This is a genomic window from Reichenbachiella agariperforans (genome assembly GCF_900142205.1).
GTDB lineage: Bacteria > Bacteroidota > Bacteroidia > Cytophagales > Cyclobacteriaceae > Reichenbachiella > Reichenbachiella agariperforans.
Genome location: NZ_FRAA01000011.1, coordinates 14,696 through 30,811, shown reverse-complemented (window position 1 = coordinate 30,811; position 16,116 = coordinate 14,696). Strand labels below are relative to the sequence as shown.

The window sequence follows — 16,116 nt, the reverse complement described above, 5'->3', positions numbered from 1 at the left end:
CAATCCAAAAACAGATAAATCCTGAAATAGAATAGGGGCCAGTGGTGTCATACAGATTTATCCAATTCGTAAAGAAGATACCTTTTATATATGGGAGGCTTTGCTTAATATTAACGTGCAGCACGAGAGGAACTAATTGTATAATCTTATAACTTAATTAACTAATTATTATGGCCGATATTGATGTGACCATGACCGTAGATACGGTAAAACTAAGTGCGGGAGACTCTGTAGCAGATTGTTGTACTCTCTCTGATAACAATGGTGATCCTAGCGGGAGCGAAGATTTTGATATTCAAGGGGATACAGGTCAAACTGTTCAGTTTAGCATAGTAGCTGCTGACGGAACAACCCCTGTGAGTTTTAAAGAATTTAGATACGAAGGAGGAGATTCAGGCGTGTTTGACCCTATGCCATCTGCAGACGAGTGGACAGGTACTATTGCAGGAGTAAAAGGACAACAAGAGACTTATTACATTGATTTTTATGTTCCGAGTATTCAGACAGATTTTTATACTCTGGACCCTAGAGTTGATGTCAAGGGGCCTTAAGGTGAAAATTGTATTCGTTATACTTATAGCCTGTATTCTTACAGGCTTTTTTTCTTTTTCTGCCAATTGTCAATCTAGAGTCATAGCAGATAGTCTCATTCAGTTGTTGAATGAAAATGATCATTGGAATGATACGTTAAAGTGTCATCACTATAATGAGGTTTCGTTTTACGCTACCGACCCTGATGAACGGATATATTATGCTGAATTAGCTGTGGAAACAGCAAAGCGAATAAATTCAGATCGTCAACTAGCATTGGGAATGCGATATATAGGAATGGGTCATAGTAAAAAAGGCGATTTGTCTACTGCGATTGAGAAATACTTGATAGCCGCTAAGTGCTACGCAAATATTAAATTGGATTTAGGTGTGGCAGTAGTATATTTAGATTTGGCCGATGTTTATTCTATTCAAAATAACTTTACTACAGCAGACAAATATTATCAAAAGAGTATAAAAATATTTCGTCATAAAAATGACTCTATCCGATTAGCTAGTGCTTTATTAAATTTAGGGGAATTGTATAGGTTGAATAAAAAATTGGATTCGGCTATTCAATATTTTGAAGAGAGCATGATTGTTTTTGAAACAGTTGATTACCCTTCTAGAGTAGCCTATGCTAGGGGTAATATTGGGTTGGTTCAAGAAGTAAAAGGTCAATATATTGAAGCAGAAAGGAATTTAAAAGGAGCTATTTTCATACTATCTGAATTTGAAGATTATGATCCAATCTCTACCTATCAGCTTGCTTTATCTCGAATAGAAGCTTCTAGAGGAAGCGAACGAATCGCTTTGAGTTATGCAGATAGTGCATTAGCTATTGGTTTAAATGAAGGCTTGAAGGAACAAATTCGAGACGCCAGTCTTCAGCTTTCGGAGCTATACAGCAGCCAAAGCAATTTTAAAAAAGCACATTATTTTCAAAGTCAGTACATCACCTATCGTGATAGCATCAACAACGAAGAAACGGTGCGTAAGATGGCAGACCTTCGTACGGAGTTTGAGGTGGGGCTGAAACAAGCCGAAGTAGATCTTAAACAAAAAGAAGTTGACCTCCTGCAAAAGGAAGCCTATATCAGCAGGGTGTTGCTCGCTGCGGGTGGGGTGTTTGTTATATTGCTGCTGGTGGTAGTGGTGGTGCTGTGGCAGCTCTACCACATGAAAGTACGTGCCGCGAATGTTGTTAGGCGTAAGCGACAAGTGATAGAAGGGCAGCACAGACGAGTCCTTCAGCTGAATGCCACCAAGGATAGGTTTTTCTCTATTATTTCACATGACCTACGCGGACCAATCTCCAATTTTAGTGGTGTGGCGGGGTTGATTCAGTTGTATATAGAGGACGGAGATTATGTGGAGTTGAAACGCATCGGTCGCATTTTGGAGAATTCTTCTCACGAGCTATCCACGCTACTAGACAATCTGCTAGACTGGGCGATGAACCAGCAGGGGGTGTTCCCGTATGATCCTGAGGAGGTTAGTGCCGAGGAGATTTGTAACCCAACTTTGCGTGTACTGAGCAACTCTGCCAATGCTAAAAATATCACGATGACGGAGGAGGTGCACTCCGAGTACATGGTGTACGTGGATGTGAATAGCGCGACCACCACCATTAGAAACCTCGTCAGCAATGCCCTAAAATTCACCCCAGAAGGTGGGACGGTTACGTTGACAGTAGAGCGAGAGGGAGACTATGCGGTATTCGTCGTAGAAGACAATGGAATCGGGATACCAGAAGACAAGATGAAGAACCTCTTTGGTTTTGATGGTGAGCGCAAGCGCTGGGGGACTGATGGAGAAAAGGGAGTTGGCCTAGGGCTCAACCTGGTCCGTGAGTTCGTAGAACTCAACAAAGGAAAAGTCACTGTGACCAGCAAGGAATCCCAAGGATCATGCTTTCGGGTGTACTTCCCGCTGTTTGTGGAAGAGTGATCTGATGTGTTTTAGGACTCCTTGATCTAAGTTCGATTTTAAATAGCAGTTTCTTCCTATGTTCACAGGTCAGTAGTCCTTTATATTTGACCGATCTTAGATTCTTAAAAAAAGCGTTATTACCTCTTTTCTCATTAATAGATATTGCACTTGGTGTTAACAAAATCGGTTCTCACCGATGGGGATAGCCCTGTCAAAGCAGGGCTATGACGGTGTGATTGAAGCCTATTCTTTCTCTAAGATTGCTTGATGAAGCTTAAGGACTTGTGGGATAAGTAGGGATTTTTCGTCATTGGTGAGAGTGAAATCGGCGATTTGATTGCGCTCCTCGTCGGAGAGCTGCTTGTCTATGATACCTTGAATTTCCGTCTCGCTTCGAAAAGTGTCTCGGGTTTTGATGCGTTGGATGCGGAGGGTGATGGGAGCCGATACATTAACGACTACATCACAGGCTTGGTGAGATCCTGATTCGATCAGAATGGCAGCTTCTTTGATTACATAGGGGCTGGACTGTTCCTTGACCCACTGTTTGAAGTGTTTGGCTAGCGCTGGATGAACGATGCTGTTGAGTTGCTCTACTTTATTGCCATCTGAAAAAACCTGCTGCGCCATATAGTCACGGTTGAGTTGGTCGTTTAGATAGGCTTCTGTGCCGAATGTGGTTATAATCTGTTGCTTTACAGTATCTTCATGCATGAGTGCTTTCGCGTGGCTGTCCGCATCGTATATGGGGATGTTGAGGATTTGGAATATCCGACAAACAGTACTTTTGCCTGATCCTATTCCTCCGGTGATGCCTACGATTTTCATCTGAAGGATGCTGGAGGGAACTCTACGCTTAATTTGTCTAGTGCCAGTACGATATCTAGTGCTTTGTCGTGGGCATACATGAGTATGGGGGTAATGGTTGAATCACGATCATTCATCATCGTATAGTCTACGGTGACGCTAAAGTCCGATTCACTTACTTCGTCTTCGAAGTTTTCGTTGATCGTATAGTAGATTTTGATATCAGATTGACTGGCCACCGCAGAGGAGTCTTCAGGAAAATGCAGGAACTCAATGGGGATGGTGATGTCTTTGTAGAGGAAGCGTGCCACGTCGAATTTGACATTGGTTTCCTTCTGTGTAGACTTTACAATTTTGTCGAGTTGGTAGCCTAGTTCTTCGTCAAAGTTGCTGTCAATATTTTTGTCCGTGAATCGTATCAAGACTGACTGATCGAGACTGTCCATGTAGGACTTGGGGCCAGAGAAGGTTGCAGAGTCGTTGGCTATTCGAATGCGGGAGGTTAGACGATAGCTGTCCTTGAGTGGGATATTGATGCTATCTACTTGTATGGCTAATTTTTTGGTAACTTTCTCTTGGATGTTGAAAAATAAGGTGTCCGTCACGACATAGGTGAGTTTGAGTCCGTCGAGCTGTTCAGAGATCATCGGTACTAAACTAGAACGGGTCAGAAAACGGATTTCTGTAGGATTGTCCAAGGGGACAAGTATAGGGGTGGCGTTGATACGGAGTGTTTTGCGCAGGAGGTTCCATCCACCACTGGTCACGACTATTTTTACGTTTTTGACGAGAGGATCTACTACGACGACACTGTCTTGGTTGAACTCGTACGCAATGGGATAGTCCAGCCTAGTGCTGTAGCTTTTGTTCATGGCGTTAAAAAACCAGAAGGTAGTCGCTCCCAAGATTGAGAGTAAGACTACCTTCCAGTTTTCTTTTAGTCCAGGTGCAAAAAACCTAAATAAGCTCATTTACATGAATTATTTTTCGTTGGCTTTTTTGCTTAGCTCCATGGATAGCGAAGATTTTTCGATGACGATTTTAGTTCCTCTATCGATATCTAATGTCACAGTCGTATCAGTTACTTCTACGATTTTGCCATGTATACCACCGATAGTGATCGCTTGGTCACCTTTTTTTACCTCTTGGGTAAATTTCTTCTGATCCTTCTGCTTTTTTTGCTGGGGACGGATGAAAAAGATGAAGAACACCACAGCCATAACGCCGAGCATGATGAAGCTAGAATAGCCACCTTCTCCACCTATTTGCAATAATATTTGATTGAACATCTAAAAGTATCTTATGAATGTTTGAATTAGCTATCGGTCGGCGCAGGCGTCACGTCAGCTTTGATTTTGATTCTTGTTTGTGTAGGGAACGTGTTCGCAGTGATGGTAACTGTTTTGTTCTGGATACCCGGCTTTTTACGGCTATTGAATTTCACTTTGATCACTCCTTTTTCGCCGATTCCGATTGGCTCTTTTGGCCACTCAGGTACAGTACATCCACATGATCCTTTGGCATCAGAGATGATCAATGGAGCATCTCCTGTGTTCTCGAACTCAAATACATGCTCTACTACGTCACCTTCGTTGATGTTACCAAAGTCATGGTTCTCTTCTGCGAAAGCGAATGTTGGTAATGGGCCATCAGGCTTTACTTCTGGAGCAGCAGTAGTTGCTGGCTGTGCAGTAGCAGTAGCTCTAGAGTTGGCAGTTCCTTGTCCTTCGAGTTCAGCAACTCTACCTTCTAGTCTAGCAACTCTGCTTTCTAGGTCAGCACTAGAACAACCTACGATAGCTAGTCCGAATACAGCGACCATAGCAGATAATAATGTTATGTTTCTCATTTTTTAAAAATTGTTTGATTAATACATATACTGATTGTGTATAGAGTAGTCGTATATACACTACGCTATAACGGTAGCAAATGTAACAAAGACACTGGATTGATAAATATGCACTTGCTGGTTTAACAAGTCGTTAACAATCTGTGCTGAATTATGCTACTTCTTCGCCTTTGATTTGGTTGATGAGCCCGTTGACATCATCCAATAGTTTTTCGGCCTTTTCTTTGGCGTCATCTACGATTTTTTGTCCTTCGGTTTTGGCATCATTGGCTGAGAGCTCTTTTCCATCAACGAAATCTTGAATGGCTTCATCAAGTTTTTTTCGGTACTTGTCTAGGCGATAAGTAAGCTTGTCTCTGGTGTTCTCTCCCTTGTCAGGAGCGTAGAGAATTCCGAATAAGGCACCAGCTGCTGCGCCAGTCAAAAATGCTAAGAATGAATTTGAATTTTTACTCATGGTTATTTATTGTCTAGGAGTCCACGTCCACTTTTCTTAATGCGTCCTTGCTTCTGTAAATCTACAGAAAGTACGTCAAGCAATCCATTTACAAACTGTTTACTTTTTGGGGTACTGTATTGTTTTGACAGTTCGATGTATTCGTTGATCGTAACCTTGACAGGGATGGATGGGAAATGTGTCATCTCTGATAGTGCCATTTCGAGAATGATACGGTCGGTGATGGCCACACGGTCAATTTCCCAGTTTTTAGATTTTTCTTTGATCAGCCCCTCTAGATCTGATTCATCGTCGATGGTCATGTCGTAGAGTTCTTTCAAGAAGGTGAGGTCCTCGTCCCAGTTTTTGGATAGTTCCATTAGTAGTGGTTCTGATCCAGTTTCGTCTATAGATTTGAGGGTTTTGAGTACCATGCTCTTTAGGATGGGTTTGTTCTCTTCCCAGCCTATATCTAATGCTTCGAAGTACTCATTGACTCGTTCGTTTTTGAAGATGATCGCCTTGTAGATCTTTAGACAGATCTCCTGATCGTCTTCGAACTTGGTAGGCGCCATGTTATCATACTCTTCATAAAACTCTTCAGGTTTCAAAAACTCCTTGTGCCATGACCGGATGAGGTCAGAGTCCCAGGCGATTTTCTTTTTGGATACTTCCACTTGAAACTCTTCACAGTTTTTGAGTGATTTGATTAGCGTGTTTTTGGCGAAGTTGTTATGCTCTATTCCTTTTTTGGATTTCTGCGCGCTAATTAGCTCTTCTATTTCTACGATGAGGTAGAGGAGCTTGATATAGTCGTCGTAGATAGTCGATAGGTCAGAGATCATTCTTTTGCGAAAGTGCTGTTTGTTTTCCTCCTGCTTGTTTTGCCACTCTCTTAGAAAGAATTTGGCTTCTTTGATGATTTCTGGCTTGATCCCTTCTTCTAGGCTATCTATGCCTGACTCGTGTATCTGATCGTATGTTTTAGCCACCACCTCTCTGTCCTTAGCAAGCCCTTCTTTGTCTTGGACTTCCATGGAGTTGAGATCGGGCAAAAACTGATCTTGCGCTTTTTTCTTGCAGATGTTGTAGTCTGCTTCTTTGGTTGTATGGTATGCAAATATCGATTGCATTCCCTTGATACGTAAAGAACGTCTATTGAGCATTGTATCCTATCCTCTGTTTAATTGATTTATAAAGGCAATTTAATATTACCTATTGATTTAATTCTTTCTTCTGCGATTTTGATTGCTGCTTCGTGTGGTGTTTTTCCTGATTGTTGACTCAGGTCAAATACTCGACACGTCGTATCATAGATGAGTTCGGTCTGCTTCATGACGCGTTCTCGGCTATGGTTGCCAGCATATTCGTAGTATACGTTGGTAATCCCCCCTCCGTTGATTAAAAAGTCTGGGGCATACAAAATGCCTCTTTCGAGCAATTGGGTGCCATGTTTTAACTCATCGAGTAGCTGGTTGTTGGCTGCCCCTGCTACGATATCGCACTGTAGTTGGCTGATAGTCGTGTCGTTGAGTGTGCCACCGAGTGCACAGGGGGCGTAGATATCTACGTTGGCATGAGCTACTTCATCAGCAGGTATGATGTCTACGACGAATCTATCGGTGATTTTTTTTATTTTATCTTCGAATATATCGGAGACCGAAACTTTAGCCCCTTCTTTGGTGAGATAGTCTATCAGGTGTGTACCGACATTCCCAGTTCCCTGAACGAGGACTTTTTTGCCACTGAGATCGTCCGAGCCGTAGGCTTTTTTGGCAGCCGCTTTCATACCCATATATACACCATAGGCAGTGTATGGAGATGGATCACCTGCTCCTCCCATGAACTCAGGTAGGCCAGTGACGTAGGGTGTTTCCATTCGGATGTATTCCATATCACGAGTCGTCATGTTGACATCTTCTGCGGTGTAGTACTTGCCCGCGACACTGTGTACGAACTTGCCAAAGCGACGCATCAGTGCTTCATTTTTGATTTTGCTAGCATCACCGATGATGACGGCTTTCCCGCCTCCAATATTCAACCCTGCGATAGCGTTTTTGAGTGTCATGCCACGAGAGAGTCTCAACGCATCAGTCATGGCCTCTTGTTCACTGGCGTAGTTCCACATCCGTGTACCGCCCATGGCAGGCCCTAGTACGGTATTGTGTATCGCAATGATGGCTTTCAATCCCGTCTCTTTGTCATGGCAGAGTACGACCTGCTCATGATTCATGTCTTCTATTTCAGAAAATAGGGAGACCACTTTCTCGTTCATTGTTTCTGTTAGTTCTATCATTTTTGGTGTCGAATTTTTATGGGTTAAAAATTACGGACGCAAATTTAGACGTTTTTTGATCACAATCTGCGTGGGAAAATGGTATTAATGTTATGCTTTTGTTTTGACTTAAGATAAGCAGTCAACTTTCCAAAAACAATGCCGTTTGAGTTGTAATATTGCATTTTGGACAAAAACGTTTTCAGTCTGCTGAATGAAGGAGCTCGCACATATCAATAAATACCTGTTTAAATATAAGTATCATCTGCTATTGGGGACGGTTTTTATCATCATCGCCAATTTGTTCGGCGTGGTGCCTGCGGTGATCGTTCGTCATTCCTTTGACCTTATTCAGGAGAGCTTTCAGGTATATAATTTGTTTGATGGTATCTCATTGCAAAGCGATACTTATGACGCCTTTGTTTGGAGTATTTTTGTTTTTGCGGCGATTATATTGTCTTCAGCTCTGTTGAGAGGGGTATTCATGTTTTTTATGCGTCAGACAATCATCGTAATGTCTAGACTGATAGAGTATGATCTCAAAAATGAAATATACGAACACTACCAAACTTTGCCGCTGAGTTTCTATCGTAAGAATAACACTGGAGACCTGATGAACAGAATCTCCGAGGATGTTAGTAAAGTTCGAATGTATGTAGGGCCAGCCATCATGTATGGTATCAACCTCGCGGCGATGTTCGTGATTGTGATTCCTTTCATGCTCTCGATCAATGTGGAGCTCACATTGTATTCTCTGATTCCGCTGCCTTTTCTGTCCTTTAGTATTTACTACGTCAACAATATCATCAATCGCCGATCAGAGCAAATCCAAAGAAGTCAATCTAACCTTTCGACTTTCGTTCAAGAGGCATTTTCGGGTATCCGTGTGATTAAATCTTTCGTCAGAGAAAAGGACTATGATAAATCATTTACCGAGGCGAGTGATGATTACAAAACCAAGTCGCTCCGCTTGGCTTTTGTGCAGGCATTGTTTTTCCCGTTGATTATGAGTTTGATCGGGCTTAGCACGATATTGACGGTGTATATCGGGTCAGTAGGTGTACTGAGAGGCGAATTGTCTACGGGGAATATCGCGGAGTTCATCATCTATGTCAATATGCTGACCTGGCCGGTGACTTCACTGGGCTGGATTACGAGTATTATACAAAGCGCGGCTGCTTCTCAGAAGCGGGTCAATGAGTTTTTGAGTGTGAAAAATGATATCGTGTCAGAAAAAAATATTCGCCAAGACATTAAAGGAGAGCTGACTTTTGATAAAGTGAGCTTTACCTATCCAGATTCGGGTATCGAGGCGCTGAAGGATGTTTCCTTTCATGTAAAATCTGGGGATTCTATTGCCATCATCGGTACGACAGGCTCAGGCAAAAGCACCATAGCAAACCTGATCTGTCGAATGTATGATACCACGTCTGGAGGAGTGTCTCTGGATGGAGTGCCTATTAAGGATTTTGATTTGAAGTCTGTGAGGGGAGCGATAGGCTATGTGCCTCAGGACGTGTTTTTGTTTTCGGAGAGTATCCGTGACAACATCGCTTTTGGGAATGGACAGATGACTGATGCGCAAATCAAAGCAGCTGCCGACAATGCAGATTTGACTGAGAATATTGCCAAATTTCCAGAGGGGATGGCGACAGTCTTGGGTGAGCGAGGGATTACGCTATCAGGAGGACAAAAGCAACGGGTATCCATCGCCAGGGCTGTAGCTCGATCTCCGAAGATACTGATTTTGGATGACTGCCTTTCTGCGGTAGATACCAAAACGGAAAATAGTATTTTGAATAGTATGAAAAGAATCATGGTGGACAAAACGACGGTGATCATATCACACCGTGTTTCCAGTGCACAGTTGGCGGATAATATCATCGTTTTGGATGGAGGAACGATCCGCGAACAAGGCAGTCATCAGACACTGATCTCCCAAAAAGGTATCTACAAAAGCCTCTACGAGAAGCAAATCCAAGGCGAAGAAACTGTCTCATAAGACTCCTGTAAATGTTAAAAATGGTTTTTAACACTTTGTAATACATTGATATTCAGAACTTTTGTGTTTCTGTTTCTTTTCAAGACCTAATTAGGGGCAACCAAAAAAATATTTAAGACATTCCCTTTCTGAACATAAACAATGCTTCGGATGAAAAAGGGGATGAGTAGATGCGCAGTAGTCAAACCTGCGTTATTTGGCGTGGCGATTTTGGCTACTGTACTGGTGTCATGCACGGACAGTGAAACAGAGATAGGTTCAGATTTTTTTGATGATGTTTCGTTCGAGGTACTCTCATGGGATACACTGACGCTCAAAATGTCCACCGTACAGTTGGATAGTATTGTAACCAGTGATGCGGCTAGATTGCTAGTGGGGATCGCTGATCATGACCAGGCTGGCCGCTTGACCGCAGAGACATATTTCCAGGTTGGGAACGAGACCTATACCAACTTCCCATCAGGGGCAGATTTTTCCTTTACACATGCTAGTTTGATTCTGCATTATGACGGTTATTCTTTCGGGGATACCACGCAGTATATGGAGATAGAAGTACATGAACTAGCCGAAGATTTGGAATTAGATGATGACGATCAGTTGTACAATTTTTCATCTTTTACAATTAAAACGGAATCAGAGAATACACCATTCTTACTAGGAACACATACTTTCAGACCAGAGCCCTACACAGGCGACTCGATCGAAATAGATCTAGACCTGACCCGTGGACATGAGTTGTTTGATTTTCTGGGAGAGGACGAAGTGTTGATCGATGACTTTAAAGAAATTTTTAAAGGAGTTCATATTTCCCCGAGTACTGAGGGATGCATACTGGGTTTTGGTCTGTCTGCTGAGTTGCGTTTGTATTATAACGACTATGCGGATGAAGACCCAGAAGAACAATACCTAGGGTTTGAACTGGGGACAAGTGATTATTATTTTAATCACTTGTCAGCGGATCGTTCTGCAACCACTTTGGCTTCATTGAGCGGAGAGGAAATCTCTTCGGATGATGCTGGAGACCGGGTTTTTGTCCAATCTGGGTTGGGGTTAGCTATCCGAATTGACATCCCTTATATCAGAGATATATTGGCCAGAGATGATGAGTTGCTTATCAATAATGTAGAGCTGGAGTTAGCTGTAGGGAATGAACTGCCAGAAGAATTGTCCATGCTTCAAAACCTCGCCATCAATCGTGTGGATGATCACATGGATCTGCTTAGAAGTTATGAGATGCCAATTAGTCTGGACGTGAACTCAGAGTATGGCTATGACAGAAAATACACGCTGGATATCACCGATTTTATAGAAGAACAAATTGCCAACAATGTTGAGCTGAATGAAGACGGATTACTGCTCCGGTTCGAAGACGAGTCATTTAGGAGTTCGGTCGATCACCTGATACTTTGGGATCAACATGGAGGGGATGAAAATAGCAAAATCAAGTTAAACGTAATTAGAATCAAACAATGAAAAGGAAATTAGAGATAGGGATGCTGGCACTGTTGCTAGGGCTGATTGCATCTTGTACTACGGATACAGACGATACAGTAGAGGATGGTAACTGGGTCAAGCGATCGTCCTTCGATGGTGTCGGGCGATCAGGCGCAGTATCCTTTGTGATAGGAGACAAAGCTTTTGTGGGATTGGGATTCGATGGAGATGACTACCTCACGGATTTTTGGACTTATGATGCAGAGAAGAATTTTTGGCAAAGGGTTAGTGACTTCCCAGGGCTTGGTCGATCGGGAGCAGTCGCTTTTAGCATCGGAGACAAAGGTTATGTCGGTACAGGCTACAATGATGACGAAATAGATGAGGAGCTTGGTGATTTTTGGGAGTATGATAGCGGCAAGGATACGTGGGCTCAGGTGTCTGATTTTGCAGGGCCAGCACGGTATCAAGCTGTTGGTTTTGCAGCGGGAGGCTATGGCTATGTCGGTACGGGTTATGATGGAGGACATTTGAAAGATTTTTGGCGATACAATGCTGAGAACGATGAGTGGGTACAGGTAGTGAGCCTGAAAGGAGAGAAACGTCGAAGTGCAGTGTCCTTTGTGATAGATGGCTATGGCTATGTGTGTACAGGTTCTAACAATGGGCTATATGAATCTGATTTTTGGGAGTTCGATCCGTTATCAGACGATTGGGCTCAGTTGACGGATATCGATGAAGATGATGACTATGATGATATTCTTAGAGAAAGTGCAGTAGCCTTTGTTCAAGGTGGAAAGGCGTATATCACCGTAGGCTCTTTGGGTTCTAACGTGAATACTACATGGGAGTATACACCAGGTTCTGATGTATGGGAGGAAAAAACCGCTTTCGAGGGGTCTGGTAGATCTGGTGCTGTAGGTTTCACTATCAACGGCAGATCCTATGTAGCACTTGGCCAGAGCGGCTCATATAGATATGATGATATATGGGAGTTTGAGCCTAATGAGACCTATGACGAGGATGATTGATCATAGTAGAGGTATTACTTATTGCATTCGAGGTGTGTTGGGGGGGATTCTCCTATTTCTATCCAGCCAAGTATGGGGGCAAAACGGAGCTGGTTCTGTTTATTCCATATTTGGTGTGGGGGAGTTGACTCCAGCATCCTCTGTGCAGTCTCGTGGTATGGGTTTTGCATCCATAGGACTTTCATCCCCATACTATCTCAATACCGTGAACCCTGCCGCCAATGATCTGGTGGGCAACTATTTTAATCATATAGGGAATGTCGGATTTTACTATGCCGCTACTCAGTATGAATCAGGAGATGCTACGGAGAGTGCAGGGCATGGAGGATTGTCTAGTTTGAGTTTTTGGTTCAAAATCAATGAGCGATGGAATAGTATGGTGGGTTTGAACCCCTACAGCAATGTAGGGTACAATATCAATGAGACCGATGTGAATTCGTTTCAGGAGGGAACCTATGATGTCCTCTACAAAGGGAGTGGAGGACTCAATGAATTCTATTTTTCTAATGGAGTGTTGCTGTTTAAGAACCTTTCAGTAGGGATAAAGCTGGCATTTATATTTGGGAACATCGATCAGACCGAATACGTGACCAGTGATCAGAATATACAGCAGTTCTATATCCAAAATTCGGTTAATATCAAGGATGTATACGCAGAGTATAGTTTGAACTACCGGTTTCAAAGAGAGAAATATTACATCAATCTCGGCGCGGTGTATAAGCAAGCTAATTTGATGTCAGGCTCTACCCTGTCTCAGATTAGTGCGACGGATTTGAGTGATGGTACATCAGATGTGATTTTGGAGGAGGAGCTATATACTGATGACTACATGCTCCCACAGAAATTTGGCCTTGGGTTGTCGCTTAATACGGACAAACTCGTTTTGGCGGCAGATGTGGAATATAACCAGTGGAGTCAGGTCAGGTTGGACGGCTATGATAGTGATCTCAATGATACTTGGCGATATGCTGTAGGGATGGAAGTGACACCTGATCGATCTTCCTATAATTATATGTCTCGTATGAGTTATCGAGTAGGAGGTTACTATGAAAACTCTTATTTGACGATAGAGGGGGTGAGTTTTGGGAAAGTGGGCGTGACGGGAGGAGTTAGTATGCCTTTGCGGAGTGGTAGTGTGGTTAACATTGCATACTTACGCAAGTTTAATGGTACTAGAGAAAACAACCTGATCTATGAGTCAACGCATGAGGTGTCCGTCAATTTTAGTCTGCGCAACAAGTGGTTCAAGAAAAGACAGTATCAGTAATAATTATTTAGCAAATCGCTCTACCAATACAGAGTTGTCTGTGTAGTACACTTCTAAGCTTAAGTCTTGTAGACTGTCCTGTTGCAGCGCAGCATAGTCTACAAGTGCTTGTTTGACCTTGTCGGTGTTGGGCATGACGAGCGGATGCATGGTGAGCGCAGCTTTGTAGCTTCTAGCACTTGTGAGTGCGATGACTTGGAACTTACTAGGGATCGCAGTGATTTCATCGTCCAGCAGTACGCCGATAAATCGGTTGATCTCGTCCGATTCTAGTGTGTCAGATTCATAATCGATCATGCAGAGCTCTCCCTTTATTTTCTCGCTTTGGATCAGGTCACGCACTTCTTTGAAGATTTTACCTTCTTCGATATGCATGCGATGACCTTGGACATATTTGCCAGCGATGCTGTAAACATTATTGTTCGATTGTGCTAGTTGGATTTTGTCAAAACCGCCCAGTATAGCATATATGGAGATCAGTATCCCACCAATAAAGACGAGGGAAATGACCCAGTAGAGATATTTTTTGTTTACAGTTTTCAATGTTCTGACAACTATGTTGAGACCGCTAAATTAGCTAAGAATCCAATGGGAATGCTGTAGAGTTTAGAGTTTCTCTTCTTCTAGTAGCTTGTTGACTTTGGTGATGATGTGATCTAAATCTATCGCTTGCGAATGGACTTTGTCTAGGATGACTTGGAGATCTTCGGGAGTCATGTTGTTTTTTTGTGTCAGGTTGATAAGCCCTAGTAGGTTGGCTAGCGGTGCACGCACTTCATGCGAATTGGCAAAGGCATAGTCACGCAGTTTTTTGTTTTGCGTTTCTATTTTTTGAGTGCGTTCCTGAACCAAAACCTCCAGTGAACCATTCATGTGTTTCATTTCTGAATTGACTTTAGTGAGTTCTTCGGCCTGTGATGCGATTTGTTCTTTTTGCTGATTGATTTCAGAATTTAGAATCTGAAGTAGCTGAATTGTTTTAACTCTCCTGTTGTAGAAATAGTAGGAGAAACCCGCGACCACTACCGCAAAAATAAGGCAAGTAATGAGTGTCCATTGTATCGCATTTTGTCTTAGGATTTTAAGGTTTGAAGCCTCTAATTGTGTATCTCGTAGTTGATTCTCTTTGAGGAGGAGGAGGTTTTCTTGTTCGACTTTAGATATTTGATTTTGTGATTCTAATAGGGCGATGTATTCGACTTGCTCTTGATTAAAAAGACTGTCTTTCATAGAGATGTACCGTTGGGCATATTGATAAGTCCGCTCGCCATCCTCTAGCGTGCCGTATATTTGATATAGAAGTTCGTAAGCTTGGACGGCTTCTTTTAGTGCTCCTATTTGTTCAGCGATTGATAGCGCATTTTTGATGGACATGAGCGCCTCGTCAAATTGTTTTAGACCGAATTGACTTTGAGCCAATTCATGCCACGTCCTTGATGTTTCGAGTGGAGATTTAGTTTCTTTAAACGTTTTTTGAGCTTCTATGAGCAGTGGGATCGCATCAGAATAATGACCTCTTTTGTTTTGAGTTTTTCCCATAAGGGAGAGAATTACAGCCACATCTTTTTGAGCCTTGATTGTAGTAAAACCTTCGAGGGCTTGTTCGAAATAATGTTGGGCTTGATCATATTGTTGTTTTTCTAAATGTACCATACCAAGGTTTTCATAGGTATTGGCTTTTCCCCACCCGTCATTTTGTTCTAGGTCTAATTTTAGCGCAATGGCGAAATACTGTTCCGCTTCTTCGTAGTTTTTTAACAAAAGTTTGATCATCCCTAGGTTAGTATAGGATGAACCCAACGATTGGGGGTCTATTTTCTTTTTAATTTCTATCGATTTATAATAGTTGGTCATTGCGCTATCATACATGCCTACATGCTTGTAGAGGATCCCTAGGTTATTGTACACCATGGATTCTAATCTTTGGTTTTGACTCAATTTTGCAACCTGGATAGACTCTAGGTAGTGACTGAGTGCATGCGGGTACTGGCCGAGTCTTCTATATACACCGCCAATGTTGTTGTCTAACAGAGCCATTTCTGATGTTAAGCCGATCTGTTGGTAGATGCTCTTCGATTGTAGTAATAGTTCCAATGCTCGATTCGAATTTCCTTGGTTCTTGTATATGAGTCCCATTCTTCGATAACTCTCTGCTTCTCCTATTGCGTAATTAATTTGTTTGGCTATATGCAAAGCATGCTCCGCGTACCATAGTGCAGAATCAGTATCGTTACGATATGTGGCTTGAGCAAGGCCGTTTAGCCAGATGACCGTAGTAGAGTCCCCACTTATGTTTTTTAAGATGAGGTTTAGGCTGTCTGAGTTATTTGAAAAGGCACAGACACTGGATGTGATGACGCTGTACGATATCCAGGTTAGTAGGTATTTGAGCATAGAACCTCATGAGTTAGATTTTACTAGTCAGTCAAAATGATGCTTGCTACTAGACTATGGGTAATATGAGGTGGTGTTAAGTCTATTACTAGACAAGTTAGACAATATCAAGTAATAACTAAAAATATCAAATTATGAATAACCATATTTTGTTATTC

General features: G+C 42.4%; 15 protein-coding genes. 6 read left to right on the top strand and 9 right to left on the bottom strand.

Features of this window, described 5'->3' with window-relative positions; translation table 11 throughout:
• The first annotated feature begins 170 nt into the window (after positions 1-170).
• Both BUB99_RS19115 and BUB99_RS19110 read left to right on the top strand, forming a co-directional pair.
• The gene (locus tag BUB99_RS19115; protein ID WP_073125353.1) at positions 171-551 is read left to right on the top strand and encodes a hypothetical protein; all 381 of its coding nucleotides are present in this window, start codon (positions 171-173) and stop codon (positions 549-551) included.
• Complete coding sequence (locus BUB99_RS19110; RefSeq protein ID WP_084190673.1) at positions 487-2,481, top strand: ATP-binding protein; 1,995 nt, start codon at positions 487-489, stop codon at positions 2,479-2,481. The genes BUB99_RS19115 and BUB99_RS19110 overlap by 65 nt, the downstream gene beginning before the upstream one ends.
• A gap of 225 nt (positions 2,482-2,706) precedes the next feature.
• Here the strand turns inward: BUB99_RS19110 and coaE are convergent, their stop codons facing one another.
• The 7 genes from coaE to BUB99_RS19075 all read right to left on the bottom strand — a co-directional run bounded on the left by coaE (position 2,707) and on the right by BUB99_RS19075 (position 7,851).
• Complete coding sequence (coaE, locus tag BUB99_RS19105) at positions 2,707-3,291, bottom strand: dephospho-CoA kinase (RefSeq protein WP_073125348.1); 585 nt, start codon at positions 3,289-3,291, stop codon at positions 2,707-2,709.
• On the bottom strand, positions 3,288-4,241 hold the full coding sequence (locus BUB99_RS19100) for a YbbR-like domain-containing protein (RefSeq protein ID WP_073125345.1): 954 nt from the start codon (positions 4,239-4,241) through the stop codon (positions 3,288-3,290). The genes coaE and BUB99_RS19100 overlap by 4 nt, the downstream gene beginning before the upstream one ends.
• Positions 4,242-4,250: 9 nt before the next feature.
• Positions 4,251-4,559, bottom strand: a complete 309-nt coding sequence (gene yajC / locus BUB99_RS19095; RefSeq protein ID WP_073125342.1) for a preprotein translocase subunit YajC — start codon at positions 4,557-4,559, stop codon at positions 4,251-4,253.
• A gap of 26 nt (positions 4,560-4,585) precedes the next feature.
• A complete protein-coding gene (locus tag BUB99_RS19090; protein ID WP_073125340.1) occupies positions 4,586-5,119 on the bottom strand; it encodes a DUF1573 domain-containing protein in 534 nt (177 codons plus the stop codon).
• 151 nt (positions 5,120-5,270) lie between these two features.
• The gene (locus BUB99_RS19085; RefSeq protein ID WP_073125338.1) at positions 5,271-5,576 is read right to left on the bottom strand and encodes a YtxH domain-containing protein; all 306 of its coding nucleotides are present in this window, start codon (positions 5,574-5,576) and stop codon (positions 5,271-5,273) included.
• Between the two features lie 2 nt (positions 5,577-5,578).
• Positions 5,579-6,688: a transcription antitermination factor NusB gene (nusB, locus tag BUB99_RS19080; protein WP_158584329.1), complete on the bottom strand. Its 1,110-nt coding sequence runs from the start codon at positions 6,686-6,688 to the stop codon at positions 5,579-5,581.
• 59 nt (positions 6,689-6,747) lie between these two features.
• On the bottom strand, positions 6,748-7,851 hold the full coding sequence (locus BUB99_RS19075; protein WP_073125332.1) for a Glu/Leu/Phe/Val dehydrogenase dimerization domain-containing protein: 1,104 nt from the start codon (positions 7,849-7,851) through the stop codon (positions 6,748-6,750).
• Between the two features lie 193 nt (positions 7,852-8,044).
• Between BUB99_RS19075 and BUB99_RS19070 the strand changes: the two genes are divergently transcribed.
• The 4 genes from BUB99_RS19070 (at position 8,045) to BUB99_RS19055 (ending at position 13,564) form a co-directional block, all read left to right on the top strand.
• A complete protein-coding gene (locus tag BUB99_RS19070) occupies positions 8,045-9,832 on the top strand; it encodes an ABC transporter ATP-binding protein (protein ID WP_073125329.1) in 1,788 nt (595 codons plus the stop codon).
• Positions 9,833-9,994: 162 nt separating this feature from the next.
• Entirely contained in the window at positions 9,995-11,305 is a 1,311-nt protein-coding gene (locus BUB99_RS19065) for a DUF4270 family protein (protein ID WP_170863851.1), read from the top strand.
• Complete coding sequence (locus BUB99_RS19060) at positions 11,302-12,297, top strand: Kelch repeat-containing protein (RefSeq protein WP_073125323.1); 996 nt, start codon at positions 11,302-11,304, stop codon at positions 12,295-12,297. The genes BUB99_RS19065 and BUB99_RS19060 overlap by 4 nt, the downstream gene beginning before the upstream one ends.
• Entirely contained in the window at positions 12,281-13,564 is a 1,284-nt protein-coding gene (locus BUB99_RS19055; RefSeq protein WP_139281105.1) for a hypothetical protein, read from the top strand. The genes BUB99_RS19060 and BUB99_RS19055 overlap by 17 nt, the downstream gene beginning before the upstream one ends.
• A gap of 3 nt (positions 13,565-13,567) precedes the next feature.
• Here the strand turns inward: BUB99_RS19055 and BUB99_RS19050 are convergent, their stop codons facing one another.
• Positions 13,568-14,107 carry a hypothetical protein gene (locus tag BUB99_RS19050; protein ID WP_073125317.1) on the bottom strand — a complete coding sequence of 180 codons (540 nt, stop codon included), beginning with the start codon at positions 14,105-14,107 and terminating at the stop codon, positions 13,568-13,570.
• Between the two features lie 63 nt (positions 14,108-14,170).
• Entirely contained in the window at positions 14,171-15,958 is a 1,788-nt protein-coding gene (locus BUB99_RS19045) for a tetratricopeptide repeat protein (RefSeq protein WP_073125314.1), read from the bottom strand.
• Between the last annotated feature and the right edge of the window lie 158 nt (positions 15,959-16,116).